Annotated in this window: 26 protein-coding genes and 1 other annotated feature; of the genes, 20 read left to right on the top strand and 6 right to left on the bottom strand. The window is 38.5% G+C overall.

Annotation, left to right across the window (positions count from 1 at the left end; genetic code table 11):
* Positions 1 to 37: 37 nt before the first annotated feature.
* Positions 38 to 952, bottom strand: coding sequence for a ribonuclease HIII (gene rnhC, locus IGK81_RS09690; RefSeq protein ID WP_034699081.1), 915 nt, complete (start codon positions 950 to 952; stop codon positions 38 to 40).
* Positions 953 to 1,173: 221 nt separating this feature from the next.
* Between rnhC and zapA the strand changes: the two genes are divergently transcribed.
* The 7 genes from zapA (at position 1,174) to IGK81_RS09655 (ending at position 9,537) form a co-directional block, all read left to right on the top strand.
* Entirely contained in the window at positions 1,174 to 1,611 is a 438-nt protein-coding gene (zapA, locus tag IGK81_RS09685; RefSeq protein ID WP_010718651.1) for a cell division protein ZapA, read from the top strand.
* A gap of 21 nt (positions 1,612 to 1,632) precedes the next feature.
* Positions 1,633 to 2,181: a CvpA family protein gene (locus tag IGK81_RS09680; RefSeq protein WP_010718650.1), complete on the top strand. Its 549-nt coding sequence runs from the start codon at positions 1,633 to 1,635 to the stop codon at positions 2,179 to 2,181.
* 130 nt (positions 2,182 to 2,311) lie between these two features.
* Entirely contained in the window at positions 2,312 to 4,672 is a 2,361-nt protein-coding gene (locus tag IGK81_RS09675) for an endonuclease MutS2 (RefSeq protein WP_010718649.1), read from the top strand.
* Positions 4,673 to 4,757: 85 nt separating this feature from the next.
* Positions 4,758 to 5,072 (top strand): thioredoxin, encoded by a 315-nt coding sequence (gene trxA, locus IGK81_RS09670; RefSeq protein WP_010718648.1) that lies wholly within the window; start codon positions 4,758 to 4,760, stop codon positions 5,070 to 5,072.
* A 195-nt stretch (positions 5,073 to 5,267) separates the two neighbouring features.
* Positions 5,268 to 7,046, top strand: a complete 1,779-nt coding sequence (gene uvrC / locus IGK81_RS09665) for an excinuclease ABC subunit UvrC (protein ID WP_010738020.1) — start codon at positions 5,268 to 5,270, stop codon at positions 7,044 to 7,046.
* Positions 7,047 to 7,382: 336 nt separating this feature from the next.
* On the top strand, positions 7,383 to 8,282 hold the full coding sequence (locus IGK81_RS09660) for an ABC transporter ATP-binding protein (protein WP_034699084.1): 900 nt from the start codon (positions 7,383 to 7,385) through the stop codon (positions 8,280 to 8,282).
* Positions 8,275 to 9,537 carry an ABC transporter permease gene (locus IGK81_RS09655; RefSeq protein ID WP_010738019.1) on the top strand — a complete coding sequence of 421 codons (1,263 nt, stop codon included), beginning with the start codon at positions 8,275 to 8,277 and terminating at the stop codon, positions 9,535 to 9,537. The genes IGK81_RS09660 and IGK81_RS09655 overlap by 8 nt, the downstream gene beginning before the upstream one ends.
* A gap of 146 nt (positions 9,538 to 9,683) precedes the next feature.
* Here IGK81_RS09655 and IGK81_RS09650 read toward each other — a convergent pair whose 3' ends face one another.
* Complete coding sequence (locus IGK81_RS09650; RefSeq protein WP_431393390.1) at positions 9,684 to 10,403, bottom strand: gamma-glutamyl-gamma-aminobutyrate hydrolase family protein; 720 nt, start codon at positions 10,401 to 10,403, stop codon at positions 9,684 to 9,686.
* A gap of 215 nt (positions 10,404 to 10,618) precedes the next feature.
* Positions 10,619 to 10,667: a sequence feature (sodium ion sensor (DUF1646 type); this cis-regulatory element may regulate processes involved in with the transportation of sodium ions), on the top strand.
* Positions 10,668 to 10,774: 107 nt separating this feature from the next.
* Between IGK81_RS09650 and IGK81_RS09645 the strand changes: the two genes are divergently transcribed.
* The 10 genes from IGK81_RS09645 (at position 10,775) to IGK81_RS09600 (ending at position 20,991) form a co-directional block, all read left to right on the top strand.
* Positions 10,775 to 11,128, top strand: a complete 354-nt coding sequence (locus tag IGK81_RS09645; RefSeq protein ID WP_192924300.1) for an ATPase V — start codon at positions 10,775 to 10,777, stop codon at positions 11,126 to 11,128.
* A complete protein-coding gene (locus IGK81_RS09640; RefSeq protein WP_034699091.1) occupies positions 11,115 to 13,109 on the top strand; it encodes a V-type ATP synthase subunit I in 1,995 nt (664 codons plus the stop codon). The genes IGK81_RS09645 and IGK81_RS09640 overlap by 14 nt, the downstream gene beginning before the upstream one ends.
* 23 nt (positions 13,110 to 13,132) lie before the next feature.
* Positions 13,133 to 13,603: a V-type ATP synthase subunit K gene (locus IGK81_RS09635; RefSeq protein WP_010738015.1), complete on the top strand. Its 471-nt coding sequence runs from the start codon at positions 13,133 to 13,135 to the stop codon at positions 13,601 to 13,603.
* Positions 13,604 to 13,630: 27 nt separating this feature from the next.
* Positions 13,631 to 14,215 (top strand): V-type sodium ATPase subunit E, encoded by a 585-nt coding sequence (gene ntpE, locus IGK81_RS09630; protein WP_034699095.1) that lies wholly within the window; start codon positions 13,631 to 13,633, stop codon positions 14,213 to 14,215.
* A gap of 14 nt (positions 14,216 to 14,229) precedes the next feature.
* Positions 14,230 to 15,216 carry a V-type ATPase subunit gene (locus IGK81_RS09625; RefSeq protein ID WP_034699097.1) on the top strand — a complete coding sequence of 329 codons (987 nt, stop codon included), beginning with the start codon at positions 14,230 to 14,232 and terminating at the stop codon, positions 15,214 to 15,216.
* The gene (locus IGK81_RS09620) at positions 15,206 to 15,517 is read left to right on the top strand and encodes a V-type ATP synthase subunit F (protein ID WP_010718638.1); all 312 of its coding nucleotides are present in this window, start codon (positions 15,206 to 15,208) and stop codon (positions 15,515 to 15,517) included. The genes IGK81_RS09625 and IGK81_RS09620 overlap by 11 nt, the downstream gene beginning before the upstream one ends.
* Before the next feature lie 20 nt (positions 15,518 to 15,537).
* Complete coding sequence (locus tag IGK81_RS09615) at positions 15,538 to 17,319, top strand: V-type ATP synthase subunit A (RefSeq protein WP_010718637.1); 1,782 nt, start codon at positions 15,538 to 15,540, stop codon at positions 17,317 to 17,319.
* Positions 17,312 to 18,688: a V-type ATP synthase subunit B gene (locus IGK81_RS09610; RefSeq protein ID WP_010718636.1), complete on the top strand. Its 1,377-nt coding sequence runs from the start codon at positions 17,312 to 17,314 to the stop codon at positions 18,686 to 18,688. The genes IGK81_RS09615 and IGK81_RS09610 overlap by 8 nt, the downstream gene beginning before the upstream one ends.
* Positions 18,689 to 18,695: 7 nt before the next feature.
* The gene (locus IGK81_RS09605) at positions 18,696 to 19,328 is read left to right on the top strand and encodes a V-type ATP synthase subunit D (protein WP_080292479.1); all 633 of its coding nucleotides are present in this window, start codon (positions 18,696 to 18,698) and stop codon (positions 19,326 to 19,328) included.
* A 316-nt stretch (positions 19,329 to 19,644) separates the two neighbouring features.
* The gene (locus tag IGK81_RS09600; protein WP_034699099.1) at positions 19,645 to 20,991 is read left to right on the top strand and encodes a TrkH family potassium uptake protein; all 1,347 of its coding nucleotides are present in this window, start codon (positions 19,645 to 19,647) and stop codon (positions 20,989 to 20,991) included.
* 86 nt (positions 20,992 to 21,077) lie between these two features.
* Here the strand turns inward: IGK81_RS09600 and gloA are convergent, their stop codons facing one another.
* Positions 21,078 to 21,449: a lactoylglutathione lyase gene (gene gloA, locus IGK81_RS09595; RefSeq protein ID WP_010718633.1), complete on the bottom strand. Its 372-nt coding sequence runs from the start codon at positions 21,447 to 21,449 to the stop codon at positions 21,078 to 21,080.
* Positions 21,450 to 21,577: 128 nt separating this feature from the next.
* Here gloA and IGK81_RS09590 point away from each other — a divergent pair, with 128 nt between their 5' ends.
* A complete protein-coding gene (locus IGK81_RS09590) occupies positions 21,578 to 22,015 on the top strand; it encodes an NUDIX hydrolase (protein WP_034699102.1) in 438 nt (145 codons plus the stop codon).
* Positions 22,016 to 22,105: 90 nt separating this feature from the next.
* On the opposite strand, the gene yidA is transcribed toward IGK81_RS09590, so the two are convergent.
* Genes yidA through IGK81_RS09575 form a run of 3 tightly spaced genes read right to left on the bottom strand, consistent with a single transcriptional unit; the run spans position 22,106 to position 25,127 of the window.
* A complete protein-coding gene (gene yidA / locus IGK81_RS09585) occupies positions 22,106 to 22,918 on the bottom strand; it encodes a sugar-phosphatase (RefSeq protein WP_010718630.1) in 813 nt (270 codons plus the stop codon).
* A gap of 24 nt (positions 22,919 to 22,942) precedes the next feature.
* Complete coding sequence (locus IGK81_RS09580; RefSeq protein ID WP_010718629.1) at positions 22,943 to 24,313, bottom strand: HD domain-containing protein; 1,371 nt, start codon at positions 24,311 to 24,313, stop codon at positions 22,943 to 22,945.
* A complete protein-coding gene (locus IGK81_RS09575; protein WP_034699106.1) occupies positions 24,297 to 25,127 on the bottom strand; it encodes a lipoate--protein ligase family protein in 831 nt (276 codons plus the stop codon). Before IGK81_RS09575 ends, IGK81_RS09580 begins: the two co-directional genes overlap by 17 nt.
* Positions 25,128 to 25,497: 370 nt before the next feature.
* On the opposite strand from IGK81_RS09575, the gene IGK81_RS09570 reads away from it, so the two are divergent.
* Both IGK81_RS09570 and rpoE read left to right on the top strand, forming a co-directional pair.
* A complete protein-coding gene (locus IGK81_RS09570) occupies positions 25,498 to 25,935 on the top strand; it encodes a DUF1934 domain-containing protein (RefSeq protein ID WP_010718627.1) in 438 nt (145 codons plus the stop codon).
* Between the two features lie 75 nt (positions 25,936 to 26,010).
* Positions 26,011 to 26,622 carry a DNA-directed RNA polymerase subunit delta gene (gene rpoE, locus IGK81_RS09565; protein ID WP_010718626.1) on the top strand — a complete coding sequence of 204 codons (612 nt, stop codon included), beginning with the start codon at positions 26,011 to 26,013 and terminating at the stop codon, positions 26,620 to 26,622.
* Positions 26,623 to 26,723: the final 101 nt, after the last annotated feature.

Raw genomic sequence — 26,723 nt, 5'->3', positions numbered from 1 at the left:
ACGTTTATTATTTTTAGAATAAAGCGTTAAAGGGATATCATAAACTCATTTTTTTTGCTTTTTCAGTATTCGCAAAATGTAATTTTGCATAATTTGCTAACAAATCAACGCCACCTTGTTCAATGATTTTTGCAGCTATTCGATCCGACTTTGTTCCAGCGCCAGAAGGTAACTCTAGACCGATCTCTGCTGATTCTTTAGCTAATTCTTCTAGAAAACTTGCTCGGCTGATGATCGATGCCGCAGCTACCGCTAAGTGGTATTGTTCTCCTTTAGTCACAAAATAGAGTTTTTCTTGCACTTGATTTTTTTCTAAATGGACATACTTTTTATAATTGCTTTCTGGTGTAAACTGATCGATCAAGATTGCCTCTGGTTTGACAGGAGCAATTTTTTTCAGCAGTAGATGGATCGCTTGATTATGCAAAGCAACTTTCATACGCACAGCATTGTATTTCGGTTGGATCTCGTTATATTTTTTAGGCTCGAGTATTAAAAGTTGATAAGGGATCGTCTTCTTCAAGATACGAGCCAATTGAATGATTTGAGGATCTTTTAATTCTTTTGAATCACGAACGCCTAGTTTTTTTAGTTGTGTTAGTTGTTCCTTGGCCACGTAAGCAGCACAAACTGTCAATGGACCGAAGTAACTCCCATTTCCCACTTCATCACTTCCTAATACAGATAAAGATTCGATGTTCTTAGGCAAAGATGCAGCTGTTTTTCCAGCTTTGGGTTTTGCTGAAGCTGCTTCGCCCCATTGACTTGCTTCTTTTTCGGCATTTGCACCTTGGAACATGACTTTTCCTGAGGTGTAGGCAGTGATGGTCGTGCCATTTTTTTTAGCGGCAAATACGGTATAAGGAATTTTTTTAGGTAAAAGATAAGAAAGATAAGCTTGTTTCATTTTTTCCATTTGGGCAGTCGTTACTTTGATGATAATATTACTCATTATGTACCTCCAGTTTAGTTAAATTAATAAATTTAGATGCTTGTTAGATGAAAGATCCCTCAATAGTTCCTTGTCGTTCAGTTGGGGACGAGACATAGCATTTTTTCAAAGTTTATCATATAATGATAAGGTAAATATAAGAAAATTTGTGTACAACTGTTAAATCATTAATTTCATGGTACACTAGATAATAATTTTATCAATAGGGGGAAATGATTCGGATGGCGCACGAAAAAACACGCTATAAAGCAGTGATTGCCGACCAAACTTACACGATTATTGGACGTGAAACAAAGCACCATATGGATATCGTGACAAATTTGATCAATGAACAACTAAAAGAATTGAAGGATTTGTCTCCGCAAATCGATAATGAACAAGCAGCGATCTTAATGGCTGTCAATGCGCTCTCGGATCAATTGAAGAAGCAAGAAAGAAATCTCGAACTTGAAAAAGAAGTAGCAGATTTAAAGAAAAAAATGATCAAATTTGTGGAAATGGAAAATCGAATCAAAAGAATTGAAGCGATTGAAAACGAAGCACGAGAAGTGTTGAAAGAAAACGGACAGGCAGATCGAGAAATCAAGAATCATGTGGAAGCCCAACAAATTTTAAATGAAAAAAGAAAAGGTCAAATCAAACAAAAATCTTCAAATTGATGAAAGAGAAAGGAACAAGACATGTTAAGTCTTTTGATTTTATTTATCTTGCTGCTTGCATTTTTTTCAGGTGCGCGACGAGGATTTTCTATGCAGGTCGTTTATACGATCGGTTATATCTTGTCTTTTATGGCAGCACAGCACTTTTATAAGGATCTAGCAAGTCGTCTGGAATTATATATTCCTTATCCTGCGGTAACATCTAATTCCCAAATGGTCTTTTTTGATCAGACATTTTCTTTCAGATTAGATGAAGCTTTTTATGCAGGAGTCGCCTTTTTGCTGATTTTATTTATTGGAGGATTGCTTACTCGTTTTATCGGGATTTTTGTTCATAGCTTGACCTATATTCCGATCCTAAAACAAGTCGATTGGCTTGCGGGAGGCATCTTATCTTTAATCGTTGCCTATGTCACGATATTTTTGCTCTTGAGTTTATTGACTTTTGTGCCAGTAGATATCGTTCAAAAACAATTTAGTGGAAATAGTCTTGCACGCTTTATCGTAGAGCAGACACCATTTCTAACCAATAAAATCCATGATTTATGGATAACGAATGTGATAAACTAATCAAAAATTTTTTGTAAAAGTGTAACAGTAAGTAGTGAAAGAAAAAAAACGAAGTTGTGACAGGACAGCAAAGACCAATGAGTCAATGCGAAATGTGACAACTTCTTTTAGTGAAAGTTAGGGTGATAACGTGAATAATCGAATCCTAGAAACATTAGAATTTGAAAAAGTGAAACAGCTTGTTCGTCAGTTTGTGGTAACCGCGCAAGGAACAGAAGAACTCGCAAAGTTAGTGCCGATCAACCAACAAGAGAAATTAACAGATTGGTTAGCAGAAACAGAAGATGGCTTAAAAGTTCAAAGGTTACGTGGGGGAATCCCTATTCCTAAGTTAGAGAACATTCGACCTCATATGAAACGAATTGAGATCGGTGCTGATTTGAATGGACTCGAATTAGCGCAAGTTGCACGTGTTTTATCGACTACAAGTGAATTAAAACGATTCTTTGCTGATTTAGCAGATAGCGAAATTGAATTTTTACGTCTTTATTTCTGGGCAGAACAATTGGTGACGATCCCCGAATTGAATCGACGTTTAAAAGAGTCGATCGATGAAGATGGGCGAGTAACAGATGATGCTTCCCCTGAATTAAAAATCATTCGTCAAAATATTCGTCGAAGTGAACAAACGGTAAGAGAACAACTAGATGGCATTGTTCGGGGGAAAAACGCCAAATACTTAAGTGATACGATCATTACCATGCGAAATGATCGCTATGTGATTCCTGTCAAGCAAGAATACCGGGGTGTCTTTGGTGGGGTAGTCCATGATCAAAGTGCTTCTGGGCAAACATTATTTGTTGAACCAAAGCAGATCGTTGAATTAAATAATCGCTTGAGACAGTATCAAATTGCAGAGCGTAATGAGATCCAACGTATTTTAAGTGAACTTTCTGCTGAACTGGTTCCTCATCGACATGAAATCATTCATAACGCATACGTGATCGGTAAACTAGATTTGATGAACGCCAAAGCACGTTTTGGGAAAGAACTAAAAGCCATCGTTCCTGCAATCAGTGTAGAAAATCATGTCATTTTAAAACAAGCAAGACATCCGTTGATTGATCAAGAAAAAGTGGTGGCTAATGATATCAGTATTGGGAAAGAGTACCAAGCGATCGTGATTACTGGTCCAAATACTGGAGGAAAGACGATCACTTTAAAAACTTTAGGATTGTTACAATTGATGGGGCAATCGGGTTTACCGATCCCTGTAGATGAAGAAAGTCAAATCGGTATTTTTGAGGAAGTATTTGCTGACATCGGTGATGAACAATCCATCGAGCAAAGTCTCTCAACATTTTCTTCCCATATGACAAACACCGTTGATATCTTAGCACATGTGAATGAAAAAAGTTTAGTCTTGTTTGATGAATTAGGTGCAGGAACAGATCCCCAAGAAGGGGCAGCTTTAGCGATTGCTATTTTAGACGATCTTGGGAAAAAATCGGCTTATGTGATGGCTACGACACACTATCCAGAACTAAAAGTTTATGGATACAATCGGGCGAATACAATCAATGCAAGTATGGAATTTGACGTTGATACACTTAGTCCAACGTATCGTCTGTTGATTGGTGTACCAGGGCGAAGTAACGCATTTGAAATCTCTAGCCGCTTAGGATTAGATCAATCAGTCATCAATGAAGCCAAACAATTGATGAATGACGAAAGCCAAGATTTAAATGAAATGATCGCTGATTTAGAAAATCGACGAAAAATGGCTGAAACGGAGTATTTAGAAATGCGCCACTACGTTGATGAAGCACAAGAGTTATATGAAAACTTAAAAGAGGCGTATCGCTATTTCTTTGAAGAACGAGAAAAAGAAATCGAAAAAGCCAAGAAAAAAGCCAATGAATTAGTTTCTGAAGCACAAGAAAATGCGGAAAAAATCATTGCAGATATTCGTAAAATGCAACAACAAGTAGGACAAGGAAATGTAAAAGAGCACCAATTGATTGATGCGAAAACCAAATTGGCAAACTTACATCAAGAAGAACAACTGAAAAAAAATAAAGTGTTGAAAAAAGCCAAAGAACAAAAAACATTGAAACCAGGCGACGAAGTTTTAGTGACAACTTATGGTCAAAGAGGAACCTTGTTACGTAAAAACGGGGAGCAATGGCAAGTGGAAATCGGGATTTTAAAAATGAATGTTTCTGAAAGTGAATTAACGCCCGTTGCTCCACAAAAGGAACCAAAACAGCGGGTCATTCATGCTGTACGTTCTGAATCAGCTAGTCACGTGTCGAACCAACTAGATCTTCGTGGCAAACGCTATGAAGAAGCGTTGAGTGAGGTTGACCAATACCTTGATTCAGCGATCCTTGCTGGCTATCCCCAAGTAACGATCGTACATGGAAAAGGGACCGGAGCTTTGCGTCAAGGAATCACTGACTACCTGAAAAATCATCGAAGTGTCAAAAGTTTTGAATTTGCTCCTGCTAACCAAGGCGGTAATGGGGCGACGATCGTTAAATTTAAATAAAACTTACTAAATGTAAGCAGAAGGCTCGTCTCGAATCAAGAAAGGTGCTATAATGACTCTAGACTAAAAAATGGAGGTCTTTGATATGTCACAAGTAGTTACAGATACGACATTTAACGAAGAAACAGATAAAGGCTTAGTATTAATCGACTTTTGGGCAACTTGGTGTGGACCTTGTCGCATGCAAGCACCAATTTTAGATCAGCTGTCAGAAGAATACGATGAAGATGAATTCCGAATCGTAAAAATGGATGTAGATGAAAACCCACAAACACCTCAACAATTTGGGATTATGAGTATTCCAACATTATTGTTGAAAAAAGATGGGCAAGTCGTTGAAAAAGCGGTTGGTGTACACTCGAAAGAGCAATTACGTCAAATGATCGATCAATATTTATAAACATCTGGAATGTTACTGAGATATCAATCAATGGATTGATATCTCGGTTTTTTTGTCCTTAGCACAAATTTCAGTAAAACCTTTCTCTAGTTTATCTAAACCCTCAAACAAGTCTAGGAAACAAATGAGCCGATTACGATTCTTTTTGACAGACATGTTATAATTAATTCAATGAAATTTGAAAGGAAGTATTTCATGAACGAACGTATCAAAAATAAATTAGCCTTACTTCCTGATCAACCTGGCTGCTACTTGATGAAAGATAAAAATGGCACCATCATCTATGTTGGGAAAGCAAAGATTCTCAAAAATAGAGTCCGTTCCTACTTTACAGGTAGTCATAATACCAAAACCGAACGATTAGTTAGTGAGATCGAAGACTTTGAATATATCGTTACAGAATCCAATATCGAAGCTTTACTTTTAGAAATCAATTTAATCAAGAAAAATGATCCTAAATACAATATCATGTTGAAAGATGATAAAACGTATCCTTTTTTGAAAATCACAAATGAAAAGTACCCACGCTTAGTCATTACACGTAAAGTGTTAAAAGACAAAGCAGTTTATTTCGGCCCATATCCAGATGTTGGCGCAGCCAACGAGACCAAAAAAATCCTTGATCGGTTGTTTCCGTTACGCAAGTGTAAACCTAGCCAAACGAAAGAACCGTGTTTGTATTATCACTTAGGCCAATGCCTTTGTCCTTATTATTTTGATGTTGATCCACAAGTTTACACGAAAATCGTTGATGAAGTTAAAAGCTTTTTAAATGGTGGCTATGAAAAAGTTGAATCAGAAATCCACCAAAAAATGGTCCAAGCTGCTGAAAAGATGGAATTTGAAAAAGCGGCAGAATACCGCGATCAGATACGAGCCATTGAAACGATTATGACTCGTCAAAAAATGACCAATACAGATCTGGTGGATCGAGATGTTTTTGGTTATGCCATTGACAAAGGCTGGATGTGTGTCCAAGTATTCTTTGTCAGACAGGGGAAATTGATTGAACGGGATGTGTCGATGTTTCCTTTTTATAATGAAGCAGAAGAGGATTTTCTGACTTATATCGGGCAGTTTTATCAAGAAAATGAACATTTTATTCCTAAAGAAGTCTTGATTCCTGACACGATCGATCAACCGAGTGTGGAGGCATTGTTGTCCACAAAAGTTTTACAACCTAAACGTGGTGAAAAGAAAAAATTAGTAGAACTTGCGAATAAAAATGCTACGGTTGCATTGAATGAACGATTTGATTTGATTGCTAGAAAGCAAGAACGAACGATTGGGGCAGTGGAACGTTTAGGGAATGCCATGAATATTCCTACACCTGTTCGGATTGAATCCTTCGATAATTCGAATATCATGGGAACCAATCCAGTAGCGGCAATGGTGGTATTCATCGATGGAAAGCCAGCAAAAAAAGAATACCGCAAATATAAAATCAAAACAGTCACAGGACCAGATGATTATGCTTCGATGCGAGAAGTGATTTATCGAAGATATTCTCGTGTCATTCGAGAAGGGCTTCCTTTACCTGATTTGATTTTGATCGATGGTGGGAAAGGGCAAGTGGATGTCGCCAAAGATGTTTTAGAAAATCAACTTGGGATCGACATACCAGTGGCTGGTATGGCTAAAAATGATAAGCATAAAACGAATGAACTCCTTTTTGGAAATGAACTTTCGGTGGTTCCATTGGAAAGAAATTCGCCCGAGTTCTTTTTACTTCAACGGGTCCAAGATGAGGTCCATCGGTTTGCGATCACATTCCATAGACAACTACGAAGTAAAAATAGTTTTGCTTCTAAGCTGGATGAAATTGAAGGATTAGGACCGAAAAGAAAAAAATTACTTCTAAAAGAATTTAAATCGTTGAAAAATGTCACGGCAGCGACGATGGAAGAACTCCAACAAATTGGGCTACCAAAAAATGTTGCTCAAAATGTTTTTGATAAATTGCATGAGAACTAGCATAGGACACTTTACAAACTACGTAAAGTGTCCTATGATTTTTTGTATAACAAATGATGTAGAATTCGTTTTAGTTCGACGAGGCGGGAAGCGCTATGATGACTATTGGAAATGATTATAGCCAACCTAGATTGAATAAATGTCAAAATGGTCGTTGTTTCAATGAAAAAGTGGGAAAGAATGGTTTTCTTTTTAAACTATTCATTTTTCAATAGACTTTGGACCTTTAATTGATAAAGAATCTCTGGACTATTTCATTTTTTGCATTTGTATGCGATTTAAGTTGTCTGAACTATCTGAATATGGTAGAAGAAATGGAGACGAAGGAGTGAGACGATGTTAGAAGTGAAAGATTTGGTTAAGACGTTTGGAGACTATACCGCTGTTGATCATGTGTCTTTTCAAATACCTGATGGAAAGATTATGGGGCTGATCGGACAAAACGGGGCAGGAAAAACCACAACTTTTCGGTTGATCTTAGATTTTTTGACACAGGATCAAGGGGAAGTTTTATGGAATGGACAACCTTTGGGAGAAAAAGACTATGACATTATTGGCTATCTTCCTGAAGAACGTGGGTTGTATCCGAAAGTAACGATTCAAGAGCAATTGTTGTATTTTGCTGAATTGAGAGGCAAAAAAAGAAAAGAGATCGAACCAAAAATCGATTTTTGGATGGAAAAGTTCCAAGTAAAAGGAAAGAAAACCGATAAAGTAAAATCATTGTCTAAAGGAAATCAACAAAAAGTCCAATTGATTGCTACGTTGATCCATGAACCTAAATTAATCATATTGGATGAGCCGTTTAGTGGGCTTGACCCAGTCAATGCAGAATTGCTGAAAGACGGGATCATTGAGTTAAAAGAACATGGCTCATGTGTTATTTTCTCCAGTCACAATATGGATAATGTTGAAAAAATCTGTGATCATTTAATTATGTTACGTAATGGAAAAATGGTGTTAAGCGGGAAAGTCCATGAAATCAGAAATTCTTTTGGACGTACAAAGCTATTCTTAGAATCTGGCTTGTCCCAGCAGGAAGTTGCAATGATCGAAGGAGTCGAAAAAGTCGTCACTCATGAAGATCAAACGCTTGAAATCACTTTAAACGATCCTGATATAGGAAAAGAAATCTTTACCCGAGCAACACAATTTGGCTATATTCCAATGTTCAATCAACAACCGCCTACCTTAGAAGAGATATTTAAAATGAAAGCAGGTGAGATTGATGCGTAAATTTTGGATCATTACAAAAGATGTCTATTTAAAAAATGTCAAATCTATCTCTTTCTTGATTATGATCTTAGTGCCATTCATTATGATAGGAATCGTTTATTTAGCAGGCAATTTTGCTCAGCAAAACAGTGAGATCAATAAAATTGGTGTATTGTCCGAAAATCAACAAGTAACGCAACAGCTTGAACAAGTAAAAACCGATGAGTTCAGCTTTCAAGCGGTTGATTCGCAAACACAAGCTCAAAAAGAATTAGCCGATGAAAAAATTGATGCCTATTTAGTCGTCACGGTCGAAAACGATCAGCTAAAAGGTCAACTTTACAGTGAAAATTCGTTAGGACAAAGTACACAATTGTTGATCCAACAGCAATTAACTGGGTTGCAATCACTATTGCGAGCTAGCCAACTGGGACTTTCGCCTGAAGAAGTAGCTAGTCTTAGTCAACCTGCAAGTTTGACTAGACAAAAAGTAAGTTTTGATAGTAATAACAAAATGAAAGTTGGAGAAGATAATTCTGGCGTACAATATGCGATTAGTTATGCAGCAACCATTATCTTATTTATCATTATCCTGACTTATTCACAAATCATCGCGCAAGAAATTGCTTCTGAAAAGGGAACTCGAATCATGGAAGTCATTTTATCAAGTACGACAGCTCAAAAACATTTTTATGGTAAATTGACTGGTGTCTTGTTAGTTGCTTTAACGCAGATGGCTCTATACGGTGTGATTTTGACTGTGGGATTCCAACAATTTAAACATATGGATTTTGTAAAAAGTATCATAGAGAATATTTCACTAGATAAGATCATCGGTCCATTTTTATGGTACGCATTGTTGTTTATGTTCTTTGGTATCTTGATCTTCTCCGTTTTAGCGGCATTATGTGGATCATTAGTCAACAAAGCAGAAGATACAGCAAAAGCGATTTTACCAGTTACTTATCTTTCTTTAGGTGGCTATATGCTTGGGTTGATCTTAGGCGCATCTGATCCCAACAATATCGTGATTCGGATCACGTCCTATATTCCGTTCCTTTCTTCTTATATTATGCCGATTCGATTGGCGAATGAGACAGTGGGAATGACTAGTGTATTGATTTCACTTGTAGTGTTAATCATTGTCACATTCCTGCTAATGTTCTTCTCGGCGAATATGTATAAATCAAATGTTCTTGTTTATAGTGAAGGTGGCTTATGGAGTTCGTTGAAACAGTCACTTTCAATTATGAGAAATGAACGTAAAAAATCCTAACCGACTGACTATTAAAAGCAGTATCGGCACAAGAAAACGGTAAATGAAAAACTAAATGCTGGCGTTATTTCGGTTGATCTACGAAGTAACGCCAGCATTTTTTAGGATATTCTAAAGGAAAAAATCGTTGTTCAATCCCTTAAGGACTAAAATTCTTGAACAAAAAAATCAAATAATCCTTGATCAGTGGGATTGCTTGAATGTGTCAGCTCTGGATGCCATTGTACACCAAATAATCGAACATCCTTATCGAGACTTTCAATCCCTTCCACTAGACCATCAGGTGAAAAGGCTGTGGCTTTTAATGAAGGTGCCAGCTCTTTCAACGCCTGATGATGATAAGAGTTTACCAAATAAGTATCAGGTAGTAGCTGATGTAATAGAGTGTCGGGTAAAATCTCTACTTCATGAGTAGCAAATTTTGGGGCGGTTGGATGCTGTTCATGTTTGACTGACCACTTAGGATAAGTGGTTAAATCTTGATACAAACTACCCCCAAGCACGACATTTAAGAGTTGCATTCCACGACAGACAGCAAAAATTGGTTTGTTTTGCTTGAGTGCCTCGCTGATAAGTGCTGCTTCAAAGAGATCTCTTTGAAGGTTGGTTTCTAAAAGTTTTGGATGGGGAGGTTCATGATACAGTTGTGGGGAAATATCCTGTCCACCGGCTAAGATCAGTTTATCGATTTGGTCAATATAAGCAGAAGCAGTCTTAGGGGATGAGATCGGTAAAACGATCGGTAAACCATTCGCCTGCTGCACAGCATTGACAAAGCCTTGGGGAGTATAGGTTACTTGATTTCCTTGAAAAGTATCTGTCGCTCGGATCAACTGATTTCCAGCAATTCCAATAATGGGTAACATAAACATTCCTCCAAATCGTCTATTCGTTCTATTCTATCAAGAATAAAAAAAATTTAAAACTATTTGAAATAGATCTAGTTTGGGAATACATATGAAGAAAAAATTTTTTTCATGAGAATTTCTTATAAAAAAACAGAGTTACCGAGGAAAAATATGGTGTTCTTATTGAATTTTTTCGTCATTTTGGTACAATAGAATTAAATCACGAATAAAATGGTTGGGCATAATGCTTCAAGGATCGCGTTCTTCAAGGGGTGAGAAGAACATATTGAAGGGCTCAGCATCATTAGTCAACTAAAGGGCACATACTTTCAATGTAACGAGAGCATGTGTCCTTTTTTAATCGAAAGGGGGAAGTGATTGTGACAGAAATGGCACGAATTTTGACAAGAATCAAAGAAGCAGAAGAGAATAATCAGAAAAAAGAAGAGCAGGTCAAAGCTGAACTTGCTCAATATGAACAATTAAAAAATAACGAATTAATCGATTTGAATAAAGAATTCCAAGAACGATTAACCAAGCTGATGAAAGAAAAAAGAAAAAATGAAGAGGAAGTAACTGAAGACGAACAGCACAAACTGGAATTGATTTTAGAACAATTTCGTCAAAAAGTTCTTGAAATAGAAAAAACATATTTAGAAAAAGAAGAAGAGGAAATAGCGAAGAAAAAGAACTTAACGAATGAGATCATTGAAAGGATGAAACAAAAAAATGGCTGTCACTAAAATGGAAAAAGTGACTCTCATTTCAGATAAGAAAAATCGTGAAATCTTGTTGCAAGCAGTTCAAGGACTTCATGCAGTAGAAATCCGTGATCTGTTCCAAGAATCTGAAAACAATCAATGGGTAGAGACGTTTTTTCCTGAGCCAGAGATGATCGATAAGGACAAGGAACTTGCGAAATTATCCTATAAATTAACGGATATTCGTACAGCTATCCAATTTATCGAACATCATGGCGAAAAAAGTCAGAAAAAACAACACTTAAAAAGGCGTGAACTTTCGTTAGATACCTTGGAAAAAAATTATTCAGAAGAAGCTTTTTCGAAAAAGCTGGAAGAAGTCTTACTTTTGAAAGAAGAATGGGAGCAACTGGTAGACGAACGCCAACAATTGGAAGACCAAGAGAATTGGTTGCTCAATTGGCAAAATCTGGATTTGGCGCCTAAAGCATTTGATAGTCAAATGACCAAGCTAGTCATTGGAACGGTCAATGCTAAAAATGCTGAATCTTTTAAAGCTGAAGTTGCTGAGATAAACGAAGCCTATTTAGAAGAAATCAACTCTTCACCAACAACGACTTACTTTGCCTACATTGTTTTACGAGCTGACGAGTCACGCATGGAAGAAATCGCCAGTCGTTATGGATTTGTTAAAGAAGACTATCTGTATGAGGGGACACCACAGCAACAGTTAGTTGCTGCAAAACAAAGTTTACAGGAAATCAAGGACCAACAAAAGAAACTCTCTTCAGCCATTGGAGCTTGTAGTGGGTATATCAAAGATTTCGAATGGACGGAAGAAATCTTCTTGGCTCGCTCTGAACGAGAAGCAATCAAGGACCGGATCATTCATACTCCTTATCTGATTCTGATTCAAGGCTGGGTGGATCATGAAGAAAAACAAGAATTGATCCACATGCTACAAAATGTCTTAGCAAGTGAAGAAGTCTATTTGACCTTTGACGAGCCAACGGACAATGAAATTGCTGAAGAAGTACCGACCAAACTAAAGAATCATCCGATCGTTGCTCCTTTTGAGATGTTAACGGAGATGTATAGTTTACCAAAGTATGAAGAAGTTGATCCAACGCCGTGGATGATGCCGTTTTACCTCGTCTTTTTTGGCATGATGGTGGCGGATATCGGGTATGGGTTACTGATGTTTTTAGGGGCATTTTTACTCCAAAAATTAGTGGTATTGCCACGGGGAATGCAACGTTTTGCAAAATTCTTTGAGATTCTAGCAATCCCTTCGATCATCTGGGGATTTATCTACAGCTCATTTTTTGGGGCGGCATTGCCTAAAGAAATTTTTGGTATTCATTTACCATTTCCGATTTTGTCTACTACAGATGATGTCAACACGATCTTGATTTTATCCGTAATTTTTGGTTTGATCCAAATTTTAGTCGGACTATTTATTGCTGCTAAGGAACATATCAAACGAAAAGCATATGTCGATGCCGTGAATGATGGGTTTGCTTGGCAAGGGATCTTGCTTGGTATCATTCTGATTTTATTGGGAACGATGATCCTTAAAAACAACGCCTTTGTTTATTTAGGCGGTGCATTAGCTGTTCTTTCAGCCGTATGTATTTTGATCATTCCTGTTTTCCAATCTTCTTCAAAAGCCAAGGGGATCGCCAAAGGTGCGTATAATTTATATGGTCTAACTGGCTATATCGGAGACTTAGTCAGCTATACACGACTAATGGCACTGGGAATCTCTGGAGGAAGTATTGCCGCAGCTTTCAACATGTTAGTTGCTTTTATGCCTCCAGCTGCTCGTTTTAGTGTCGGAATTTTATTGATCATTGTCCTACAGGCTTTGAATATGTTCTTAACACTTTTGAGTGCCTATGTACATGGCGCAAGATTACAATATGTGGAATTTTTTGGAAAGTTTTACACTGGAGGAGGGCGTTCCTTCAAACCACTAAAAACGGTGGAGAAATACGTCAACATCAATCATAAGAAAAAATAGAAATATTGGAGGAATTTGATACAATGATGGATTATTTGATTACTCAAAATGGTGGAATGGTATTTGCAGTATTAGCGATGGCAACAGCAACGATTTTTTCAGGAATCGGGTCTGCTAAAGGCGTTGGAATGACTGGGGAAGCGGCAGCTGCATTGACGACCAGTCAACCAGAAAAATTTGGACAAGCGTTAATTTTACAATTACTTCCAGGTACCCAAGGATTATACGGTTTCGTTATCGCCTTCTTGATTTTTATCAACTTAGGCAGTGATATGTCTGTCGTTCAAGGATTGAACTTCTTAGGAGCTTCCTTACCGATTGCCTTTACTGGGTTATTCTCAGGGATCGCTCAAGGGAAGGTTGCAGCAGCTGGTATTCAAATTCTAGCGAAAAAACCTGAGCATGCAACGAAAGGGATCATTTTTGCTGCGATGGTTGAAACATATGCCATCTTAGGTTTCGTTATTTCTTTCTTACTGGTCTTAAATGCGTAATAGCCTAGCTTATAAGGAGGAATGACGGTGGATGCGATTGATAAAATCATCACTCAAATAAATGAAACAGCACAACTCGAACGTGCATCATTCGAAGAAATGAAGCGCAAAGAAATCGATCAAAAATTCGAAGTGAAAAAGTGGCAGATCGAAGCAGATTTTCAGAAAGAAAAAGCAAGTAAACTGGAAGAAATTGAACGAAGTTATCGCCAGTTGAGAAACAAGCAAAAAATGCAAGTGAAACAAGAAATCTTAAATGTGAAACAAGAAGTTTTACAGCGTTTATTCACGGAAGCAACGCTTCAGTTAGAAAATGAACCAAAAGAAGAACAACTTGCATTGATGAAGCAAATGATCCAAACATTACCGATCAATGGCACAGCACGCTTGATCCCAGGAGAAAAATCAGCGGATATCTTAACACCTGCGGTCATCGCTGAATGGAATGAAGAATTTCCTTTTGAATTAATCCGGGAAGACTTTACTGAAAAAGCACAAGCAGGGTTGATCATTGATGATGCTGGTATCCAATATAACTTTTTGTTTAGTCACTTGATCAAGGAAATTCAAGAGACGATGAGTGCTGAAATTGCCAAAGAATTATTTGACTAAGGAGGGATTGTTAAATGGAGTATCATGAATTAAATCCCTTGATACGTGGTAGAGAATTAGAGTTGATTTCAAAAGACACGTTTGAGCAAATGATCCAAACCGATTCGATCGATTCACTTGGAGAAATCTTACAATCCACGATCTATCAGCCATATATCTATGAGGGCTTTGACAAGGATTTTGAAGCCAATCTCTCTCAGGAACGCAGCAAATTATTCCAGTGGTTGAAAGAATCTGCACCAGAACCGGAAATCGTTTGGATCTATACGATGCGTTACACTTTCCATAATTTAAAAGTATTGACAAAGGCTGAGATCACAGGGCAAAACCTTGATCACCTTTACATCCATGATGGATTTTATTCGCTGGAAGTATTGAAAGATGCGATTCACACGCAAGTGTCGGTGGAATTGCCAGACAGTCTCATGGATTATATTCGAGAAGTTCATGAATACTGCGAAGAATCGACTATTTTACAAGGGATCGATGTGATTTATGACCGTTGTTTTCTAACCGAGCAACGTCGCTTAGGGGAACAGCTTGGTTACCCTGAACTATTAGAAGAGATCATTGCTTTTATCGATTTAACGAATATCACCACGACAGCAAGAGGGATCTTGCAGCATCGTTCTGCAGGTTTTATGACAACAGTTATTTCAAGTTCAGGAAGTATTCCGAAAGACACATTGCTTTCCTTTGTTCGTGGAGAAATGGCAACTTTTACTCAGTTTTTACTGACAACAGATTACAGTGAGCTATTAAAGCAAGTCATCCATGAAGAACAGATTGATCTAGTCAGTTTGGAACAATTGAAAGATGATTATTTAAGTTCTTTTTATCAAGTAGCACAGACACAAGCGTTTGGCCCGTTACCATTACTAGCTTTTTTGAACGCAAAAGAAGTCGAAAGTAAAAATCTGCGCCTTTTGATCATTGGCAAACGAAATCACTTTTCACTAGAACAACTAAAAGAAAGGATGAGACAGGTCTATGACTTATAAAATCGGAGTAGTAGGTGACAAGGATTCTGTCTCGCCTTTTCGATTATTTGGCTTTGATGTACAGCATGGTACGACAAAGACTGAAATAAGAAAAACAATCGATGAGATGGCTAAGAATGAATATGGTGTGATCTATATCACCGAACAATGTGCAAATCTGGTCCCTGAAACGATTGAGCGCTATAAAGGACAATTGACACCTGCGATCATTTTGATTCCTAGTCATCAAGGAACCCTTGGTATCGGTTTAGAAGAGATCCAAAATAGTGTGGAAAAAGCTGTTGGACAAAATATTTTATAATAGGAAAAGGAGATAGTCATTTGCAAATTGGAAAAATCATAAAAGTCTCCGGTCCTCTCGTTATGGCAGAAAATATGTCAGAAGCAAGTATTCAAGACATGTGTTTAGTGGGAGATTTAGGAGTCATCGGCGAAATCATTGAGATGCGTCAAGATGTGGCGTCTATTCAAGTATATGAAGAAACTTCAGGAATTGGTCCCGGAGAACCTGTTCGTTCCACTGGGGAAGCACTATCTGTTGAGCTAGGACCAGGAATCATTTCACAAATGTTTGATGGGATTCAAAGGCCACTGGATACATTTATGGAAGTGACTCAAAGTAACTTCTTAGGACGTGGGGTCCAATTACCAGCTTTAGATCATGAGAAACAATGGTGGTTTGAAGCGACAATCGAAGAAGGAACAGAAGTAAGTGCTGGAGACATCATTGGGTACGTGGATGAAACGAAGATCATTCAGCACAAAATCATGGTCCCTAATGGTATCAAAGGAACTGTACAAAAAATTGAATCTGGATCATTTACGATCGATGATCCGATTTGTGTGATCGAAACGGAACAAGGCTTAAAAGAGCTGACGATGATGCAAAAATGGCCAGTACGTCGTGGTCGACCAATCAAACAAAAATTAAATCCAGATGTACCGATGATCACCGGTCAAAGGGTCATTGACACGTTTTTCCCAGTAACTAAAGGAGGAGCGGCAGCCGTTCCAGGTCCGTTTGGTGCAGGGAAGACAGTTGTGCAACACCAGATTGCTAAGTGGTCGGACGTAGATCTAGTGGTTTACGTTGGTTGTGGGGAACGAGGAAATGAAATGACGGATGTCGTCAATGAATTTCCTGAACTGATCGATCCAAATACGGGCGAGTCTTTGATGGAACGAACTGTGTTGATCGCTAATACATCGAACATGCCAGTAGCTGCTCGAGAAGCTTCTATTTATACGGGAATCACGATTGCCGAGTACTTCCGTGACATGGGGTATGATGTAGCAATCATGGCAGATTCCACTTCTCGTTGGGCAGAAGCACTGCGTGAAATGAGCGGACGTTTAGAAGAAATGCCTGGTGATGAAGGTTATCCCGCTTATCTGGGCTCTCGTCTAGCTGAATACTATGAACGTTCAGGACGTGTCATTGCTCTAGGCTCTGACCAACGTGAGGGCAGTATCACTGCCATCAGTGCGGTTTCTCCTTCTGGTGGAGATATCTCTGAACCAGTGACTCAAAATACCTTACGAGTGGTGAAGGTTTTCTGGGGATTAGATTCTAGTCTTGCTCAAAAAAGACATTTTCCATCGATTAACTGGATCCAAAGTTACTCATTATATTCAACAGAAGTTGGCAGATATATGGATCAAATCTTACAACAGGATTGGTCTGATATGGTAACTGAAGGCATGCGGATCTTGCAAGAAGAAGAACAATTAAATGAAATCGTGCGCTTGGTAGGGATCGATTCGCTTTCTGATAACGATCGCTTGACCCTTGAAGTAGCAAAATCGATTCGAGAAGACTATTTACAACAAAATGCTTTTGATGATGTAGATACGTTTACTTCAAGAGAAAAACAATTCAACATGTTGAAAGTTATTTTGACTTTTGGGAAAGAGGCACGAAAAGCTTTATCGCTGGGAGCGTACTTCAATGAAATCATGGAAGGTACGGTAGCGGTCAGAGAACGCATTAGTCGGAGCAAGTATATTCCAGAAGAAGAGTTGGCCAAAATTAGTAGTATAAATGAAGAAATCAAAGAAACGATCCAATTGATTGTTTCAGAAGGAGGGATGACCGATGATTAAAGAATATCGTACAATCAAAGAAGTGGTCGGCCCTTTGATGGCAGTCGAAAAAGTTTCGGGAGTCAAATATGAAGAATTGATTGAAGTTCGGATGCAAAACGGCGAGATTCGTCGTGGACAAGTACTAGAAGTCCAAGAAGACAAAGCGATGGTTCAGATCTTTGAAGGAACCAGTGGAATCAATCTAAAAAATTCTTCCGTACGCTTTTTAGGACACCCTTTACAATTAGGGGTATCAGAAGACATGATCGGTCGGGTTTTTGATGGTCTTGGTCGACCAAAAGACAATGGACCTGAAATCTTGCCAGAAAAATATTTAGATATCAATGGCGAAGTAATCAATCCAATTGCCAGAGATTATCCCGATGAATTTATCCAAACAGGGATTTCAGCAATCGATCATTTGAATACATTAGTCCGTGGGCAAAAATTGCCGGTTTTTTCTGGCTCAGGTTTACCACACAAAGAGTTGGCTGCCCAAATTGCTCGCCAAGCAACTGTTTTGGATTCTTCCGATGATTTTGCTGTGGTTTTTGCTGCCATCGGTATTACTTTTGAAGAAGCCGAATTTTTTATGGAAGACTTTAGACAAACAGGTGCGATTGATCGCTCCGTTATGTTTATGAATTTAGCTAATGATCCAGCAATCGAACGAATCGCCACACCAAGAATGGCATTGACGGCTGCTGAATATTTAGCTTATGAAAAAGGCATGCACGTCTTAGTCATCATGACCGATATGACCAACTATGCAGAAGCGCTCAGAGAAATTTCGGCCGCACGTCGAGAAGTTCCTGGCCGTCGTGGTTATCCAGGCTATCTTTACACAAACTTAGCCACCTTATTTGAACGAGCTGGACGGATTAGAGGATTGAAAGGTTCTGTAACTCAAATTCCGATTTTGACGATGCCAGAAGATGATAAGACTCATCCGATTCCCGATTTGACGGGTTATATTACAGAAGGTCAGATCATTTTAACGAGAGAGCTTTATAAGAGTGGGATTCAACCACCGATCGATGTCTTGCCTTCTCTTTCACGGTTGAAGGACAAAGGAACAGGTGCCGGTAAAACGAGAGAAGACCACGCAGCAACGATGAACCAATTGTTTGCCGCCTATGCGCAAGGAAAACAAGCGAAGGAATTAGCTGTCGTTTTAGGTGAATCTGCCTTGTCAGATATTGATAAAATCTATGCAAAATTTGCGGAACGATTTGAAAACGAATATGTCAACCAAGGATTTTACACCAATCGGACGATCACAGAAACGCTTGACTTAGGTTGGGAACTGTTGGCGATGCTTCCAAGAACCGAGTTAAAACGAATCAAGGATGATTTACTGGATAAGTATTTGCCAGAAGGGAAGTGAGTTCCTTATGCGATTAAACGTCAATCCTACGAGAATGGAGCTAACTCGTTTAAAGAAACAATTAACGACAGCGACAAGGGGACATAAACTTTTAAAGGATAAACAAGATGAATTGATGCGTCAATTTATTTTACTGATCCGTAAAAATAATGAGTTACGCCAAGCAATAGAAAAAGAAACCCAAACAGCAATGAAAGATTTTGTCTTAGCAAAGTCAACAGTCGAAGAAGCCTTCATTGACGAACTTTTAGCATTACCAGCGGAAAACGTCTCACTTTCTGTAGTTGAGAAAAATATTATGAGTGTCAAAGTTCCCCTCATGAATTTTCAATACGATGAAACATTGAATGAGACACCATTAGAGTATGGCTATCTTCATTCTAATGCAGAGTTGGATCGTTCGATCGATGGTTTTACGCAGCTCTTACCAAAGCTTTTGAAGCTGGCAGAAGTTGAAAAAACATGTCAACTCATGGCTGAAGAGATCGAGAAAACCAGAAGAAGGGTCAATGCGTTGGAATATATGACGATTCCTCAATTGGAAGAAACGATTTATTATATTAAAATGAAGCTGGAAGAAAACGAACGAGCAGAAGTAACTCGCCTGATCAAAGTGAAAAATATGGGAACAGAAGAGTAAGGCTGATCCAATTCCGCATTCTAATGGCTTTTTTCAGGATCGAAACAAATCGAATTTAGCGTAAGAAGAAAAAGTAGTCATTTATTTTTCTTCTTGCGCTCGTTTGCTTATAATGGAAAGAGGTCGTGAAAGAAGCGGTCAGCTCCGAGCGAATAAGCGATGATTTTTTTAAATAGCTTCTCCTATTTTAGAAAATCATCGCTTATTGTTGAGTAATTGCTTCACGCCAATGATTCATTTTGTACCTATTTATGATTGCAGAACAAAATGTCGTTCTGAGATCTTAGATAAAAATTAAGCATAAGGAATGACTATCATGAAAAAAAGAGTAAGAAAACGATTATCACCTGTCCAGCTAATTGCTGCTGGTTTTTTTATCTTGATCCTGTTTGGAGGTAGCTTACTGACGTTACCATTTTTTAGCCGCAGCGGAGAAAGCACCCATTTTATTGATGCCTTATTCACTGCAACCTCAGCTGTTTGTGTGACTGGTTTGACGACACTGAATACTGCGGAGCATTGGAATAGTGCAGGACAGTTTTTGATCATGACCTTGATTGAAATCGGTGGGTTAGGCTTTATGATGATCCCGATCCTCTTTTTTGCTATTGCGAAGAAAAAAATCAGTTTTAGTATGCGGATTGTGCTAAAGGAAGCCTTAAACCTTGAAGAGATGTCGGGTGTAATTAAGTTAATGATCTATATCTTAAAATTTGCGGTGGTAATCCAAGTAATCGGGGCGGTTGCTTTGAGTGTAGTTTTTATTCCTGAATTTGGTTGGGCTAAAGGAATCTGGTTTAGTATCTTTCATGCCGTCTCTAGTTTTTGTAATGCAGGATTTGATTTATTAGGAGACAGTTTACTCGCGGATCAAACAAATGTTTACCTGATCATGGTCGTTTCAGCGTTGATCATTGCAGGTGGATTAGGTTTTATTGTCTGGCGTGATATTCTAAGTTATCATCGGGTCAAAAAAATCACACTACATTCAAAAGTCGCCTTATCTGTAACTGCACTCTTATTAATTGGTGGATTTATTTTATTTTTCATCACTGAAAGAAATGGACTGACTTTAGTTAAAGGTACGTTTACAGAAAGATTAGCGAATACATTTTTTATGAGTGTGACACCAAGAACAGCAGGCTATTACTCTATTGATTATTTACAGATGAGTCATGCAGGATTGATTTTAACGATGTTTTTGATGTACATCGGAGGAACTTCTGGTTCGACAGCTGGAGGACTGAAAACTACGACATTAGGAATTTTATTGATCCAAATGCATGCCATGTTTAAAGGAAAGACACGAGCAGAAGCCTTCGGTCGAACCATTCGCCAAGCAGCCGTGCTACGTGCATTGACTCTTTTCTTTGTAACTCTCTCTTTATGTGTTGTTGCGATCATGGTCCTATCGGTGACGGAGACGATTCCCAAAACGTCAGGAATCGAATATATTGCGTTTGAAGTCTTTTCCGCTTTTGGGACAGTTGGTTTGACGATGGGGTTGACCCCGGATTTGACATTGATCGGAAAACTAGTCATTATTTCTTTGATGTATATCGGTCGAGTAGGAATCATGACAGTCGTTTTTTCACTACTAGTAAAAGCGAACAAGGCAGAAGCCAATTACAAATACCCAGAAGAAAGCATTATGATTGGGTAGTTGTGAAGGTATCGGGGAGTTCCGATGATAATAAAAAAGAAACGCTCAAAACAAGAGAAGCTGTTTTGAGCGTTTTTTTCACAACCTTATCCCCGAATAACTTCGATTTTATATCCGTCAGGGTCAACAACGAAATAATAAGAAGGAGCTGTTCCTGGAAGTCCTTTTAGGTCTGTCACATTGAATCCTTCTGCTTGGTGTTTTTCGTGAAGTGCTTCTAAATCATCCGCAGCAATAGCAATGTGTCCATAGCCATTCCCTAGATCATAGCCTTCATGATCATAGTTATAAGTTAATTCTAGTTCGTAGTCATCTCCTGGTAAAGTTAAATAAACAAGGGTGAATTTGTTTTCCGGAAAATCACGGCGACGACTTTCTTCAAAGCCAAACGCTTTTTGGTAAAATTCTAATGAAGCGTCAAGATCTTTCACTCGAACGCAAGTATGAGCCATTTTCATAAATAACTACTTCCTTTCCTTTTTTTTCATCATAACAAAAAAAGAAAGAGCAATAGAAGATTTGCGCTTGTTTATGAGAAAACTCTCATGTAAAATAAAAAGTAAATAAGCTTAAGGTGGACAAAATGATGGATAAACCAGTATTTGGTGAAAAAGAAGCAGGGGTCCAGTATTCCCCACGATATGCTGCCTATATCATCGTGGAAGAAAAGAACAAACTAGCTTTGATTGAAGCTCCAAATGGTGCTTATTTTTTACCTGGTGGAGAGATTGAAGCGATGGAAACAAAAGAAGCAGCTCTTAAGAGAGAACTCCTTGAGGAAATGGGGATCGTCGCAGAAATTGCGACTTATTTAGGGGAAGCGGATGAGTATTTTTATTCCAATTACCGTCAGACCTATTACTATAACCCAGGCTACTTTTATGTGGCAAACGGCTGGCAACAAGTGGCAGAACCAACTGAAAAGACGAATACTATTTGGTGGGTCACACCACAAGAAGCCATTGAAAAATTAAAACGAGGTAGCCACAAGTGGGCGGTTGAAAAATGGTTATTGAACAATTAAAACAATTAAATCAAGAAAAAATCCAAAACCAGCGTACAGTCAGTGACGAACTGGTTTTGGATTTTTATTTAGTAGCAAATGTTATTTTTATTATGATAAAACATACGTTTTGATCGCTTCTGCCACACCATGTTCTTCATTTGTTTTAGTGACCACGTTGGCAGCTTCTTTAACTAGCGGAACTGCATTTCCCATCGCAACGCCTAAGCCAGCATATTCAATCATCGATAAGTCATTTTCGTTGTCACCAATCGCCATGATCTCATCCTGATCGATTCCAAGATGTTGCGCTAAGTTCGCAACGGCTGCGCCTTTACTTGCTTCTTTGTTTAATACTTCAAAGTAATAAGGCGCACTTTTCACTGTCGTGTATTTTTCACGGAATGTTTGTGGCAAACGAGCAATCGCAGCATCTAAGATATCAGGTTCGTCGATCATCATCATTTTAACCAAATTGATATCTGGTGTCATTTCTTCAGGTGTGCGATATTTCAACGGCATATGAACTAAGCTGGCTTCATGGATCGTATACGCACTGATATCACGATTAGAGGTGTAAATCGCCTGATCATCAATGGAATGTAGATGACTGCCAACTCGACGAGCCATCACTTCGATTTCTAAATAATCTTCATGTGTCAAACCATGACGTGCGATGATTTTTCCTGATTTTGTTTGTTGGACAAGTGCGCCATTGTAGGTAATCACGTAGTCATTTTCTTGGAATAAATCGAGTTCATTCAACTGTTCCTGTACACCAGGCAACGGTCTGCCGGTACACAAGACGATGGCTACTCCTTTAGCAACAGCCTGAGCAATCGCTTCTTTGACGTCTGCTGTAATTTCTCTTTTCTCATTTAATAAGGTTCCATCGATGTCGATGGCGACTAACTTGATAGACATAATTTCCTCCAGTGATCGTGTGTTTTAGTTTGTTTGGGTAATCAGTGAACCATTGCGGATATGGCTTGCAAATTCTTGATAGGTTTCGTCAAATAGATCGTAGTGATTTCTTAAAGACGGATCAACCATTTCTTTTGGAAAGAAAAATCGTTCATCTCCTTGTTCTTGTCCAGCAAGAGCAGCCACAAGTTGGCTCACCTCTGATAATTCTACCAAAGTTCCATCATTTCGCAAGATTTCGATTTGTGTTCGATGGCGTCCTTCTTCGGGGCGATAAAAATCATAAGGCAAATCATAACTGGAATTGATGGCAGTATAGTAGACAGGATTATAGCCAACTTTTTCCACAAGAGCAGTCATTTCCTTGATCAAGGAAGAAGAGCGATCCCCAGAAAAAGTTGCCGATTTTAACGGTTTACGGTATAAGAAACGTTTAGCTAAATCACTTAAGATTGGATCAGAAAATTCCGTCCATTGGGTAAAATAAGTTCCTAAAACGCCATCGTCTAATTTTAAATACTCATCCAGTGTAAAGTTTTCGTCAAGAAACGGTAAGAGTAGTTGAGAATGGGATTCAAACACATTGGGATCTTCTCGATACAGCTCATGCGCCCGATGTAACAAGTGTTCTAAAATTACTTCCATGCCACGAGACACAGGGTGGAAATAAACTTGAACGTACATTTGATAGCGACTCACAATATAATCTTCGACTGCGTGCATCCCATTCATCGAAAAAGCGATCCCGCCTTTATAGGGACGAATGACACGTAAAATTCGTGTTAAATCAAACGTACCGTATTCTGTCCCAGTGTAATAGGCATCTCGCAACAAGTAATCCATTCGATCAGCATCGATCTGGCTAGAAATCATTTGGACGACTTGGGGATTAGGATATGTTTTTTGGATCACACTGGCAACTTTTTCTGGAAATCCTTCTTCCACACGATTCAAAATTTGATAAACTTCCGTTTCGGGAGAAGTAATGATCTCTACAGTGATCGCTTCATGATTCGTATGGAAAATATGCTCAAATGTATGAGAATAAGGACCATGACCAACATCGTGAAGCAATGCTGCGCACAACGTAACCAAACGTTCTCGATCATCCCAGCCGTCAGCGCCAATTTTATCTTGAGGGAAATTGCGGGAAAAGATATCACAGATCCGTCTTGAAATTTCATAGACCCCTAAGGAATGAGTGAACCGACTATGTTCAGCGCCGTGAAAAGTAAAGGAAGAAGTACCTAACTGTTTGATACGGCGCAATCGTTGGACTTCTTTTGAATTGATCAAGTCTAAAATGACTTGGTGTTGGACATGGATATAGTTATGGACCGGGTCACGAAAGACCTTTTCGATCGGTAATAATTGATATTTATAAGGAATAGTCATCAGCAAGCTCCTTTAATTTATTTCGTTCTTCCATTCGATTGATTTGATCCGTCCACTGTTCAGAAGTGACATGTGCCTCTTTCCAACATAGCGCATCAACGGAACGACTCTCTCCATAGAGTTGTGTGAGTGCCAATTGGAATTGTTGTTTTACATCCTCAATGGTTAAAGGCGTTTCAAGTAAATCAGCTAAGGTTGCCATACTTTCAGGAACGACCGCCGGGTAACCATTCGTGCCGAAATCCTCTTTCAGCGCTTCTTGATAGAATCGTTTCATCGCTTGACCTCTGGTTTGTTGTGCGCCATTGACACTAACATACATCATCACAGAAATCCCATTTTTTATGCGACGTTGGGCGATCCCCGCAAACTTTTTACCGTTGATACTCAGGTCATACGTACCAGGACAATAAGAATGGGTCACTTCAAAAGCTTCGATTGATACGGTTGGAAAAGCCAGACGAGTCAATGTGAGCATTTTTTCATAGGCAGCATCAATCGATATCTTCTCCTGTTCGTTTTGAGGGAAAATCAATGAGAGATTTAAAACCCCTTGATCAGAAATGATCCCTAATCCACCAGCGTTACGAACGATTGGCTGATAGCCTGCTTTTCTTAGCTCCTGAATGCCTTCATGGAAGTAGGGCGTTCGAGTATCTTTCATTCCTAAGATCACCGTTTGTTCATATTGCCAAAAATGGAGAAAGTTTTGGTTGTTTTTTTTTGAATACTCGGTTAAGATATCCGTCAGAGCAAAAGGGGTAAAATCATTTTTTTGATAAATTTTTTGATCCAAAATAATTGTTGGATGCATTACATTCGCTCCTTTATATAATTAATCATCGATTGACATTCCAATGATTCACGTTTGTCATCGTTTCAAGGGAGTTTCTCTCATTATTATACTATACTCTAACATACTCTAAAAAAAGAATTTATTGAGTCTGGGACAAAACTTGGCTCAGTCTCTTCTGGTAGCTCTAAAAACGAATAAACGGTGTTCAAGCATCAGCTCCTTGAAATAAGCCTGAATTTTTCAAAATATGAGAAGCTATTTTAAAAAATTCTTTCTTATTGTCATCGGAGCTCCCCGATGCTTTCACAACCTCTTCGATGACGAGTTGTTTGACAAATAGACGAAAACTAGGAACAATGTACCTATATGAAGTAAAGGAGAAGGTAAAATGGCACAATCGCAAGGAACACCCATTTCAATCAAATTACGGACGAAAGTCATGCAAAATGGGGAACATCAAGACTTTTTCTTTGATCTGAAAGGTCAAATGGTCAAAATTGGGGATACGTTATACATACGATACCAGGAAATTCAGGAAAATACAGCAGAAGAAATCCCTGTAACGATCAAATTGATGCCCGATGGACAGGTTCAATTGATTCGTGCGGGAGAAACACGGATGCGACTAAAATTCGGGTATCGTGAACGTTTGGAAACAACGTATCGGACACCTTATGGCATGCTTCAAATTGAAACGTATACCAAAGAATTACATGTTAGTTTGAAAGACCGACCAACCGCTGGGAAAGTAATGATTGAATACGACTTGCTAATGGGACCAGAAAAATTAGGGGAATATTATTTAACTTTAGATTTTACTGCTTAAATCGCAAAGAAACGTTTGATTTTTTACGTATGATTTTGTATGATAAGGAGTAGACTGTGAAAGGACGTGTCCTGATTGGAAATTAGTGTATTTGAAGGTGCAAACAAAAACGAATTATCAATGATCGAAGTAGCACATGCGATCTTAGAACAACGTGGCGATGTGATGGATTTTTCTGATTTAGCCAACCAAATCCAAACCTATCTTGGAAAATCAGACAGTGAGATTCGTGATTCACTGGCACAATTTTATACTGACTTAAATATTGATGGTAGCTTTATTTCATTAGGTGACAATCGTTGGGGCTTACGTTCATGGTATGCAATCGATTCGATCGATGAAGAAGTAAACCATGGAATTGACGAAGAAGATGAAGATACACCTCGTCGACGCAAACGTAAAAAAGTCAATGCCTTTATCAACGATGATGAAGATGCGATCGATTATAATGATGATGACCCAGAAGATACTGACTTGTCTGACGAAGATGACGATGATCTTTTTGAAGATGATGATGACGATGATGAAGAAATCGCTGCTTATAACTCTGATCTGCAAGAAATCGGTGCAGACGACACAAGTGACGATGAAGAAGAATTACCAGGCAACATCGAAGAAGATCTAAGCATCATTGAAGATGACGATGAAGACGAAGACTACGAGGACGAAGAGTTCACCGAAGAATAGACTTTCGGCTTCATAGCTGCAGATCCCCCAATAAGGGATCTGCAGTTTTTTTGTATTGATTTTTTACATAAATTAAAAAATAATTGAAACTTTTTGATTTG

Source organism: Enterococcus sp. DIV0703, assembly GCF_051711065.1.
In the GTDB taxonomy this organism is placed as follows: domain Bacteria; phylum Bacillota; class Bacilli; order Lactobacillales; family Enterococcaceae; genus Enterococcus_B; species Enterococcus_B hirae.
This window is presented reverse-complemented; position numbering and strand designations above follow the sequence as displayed.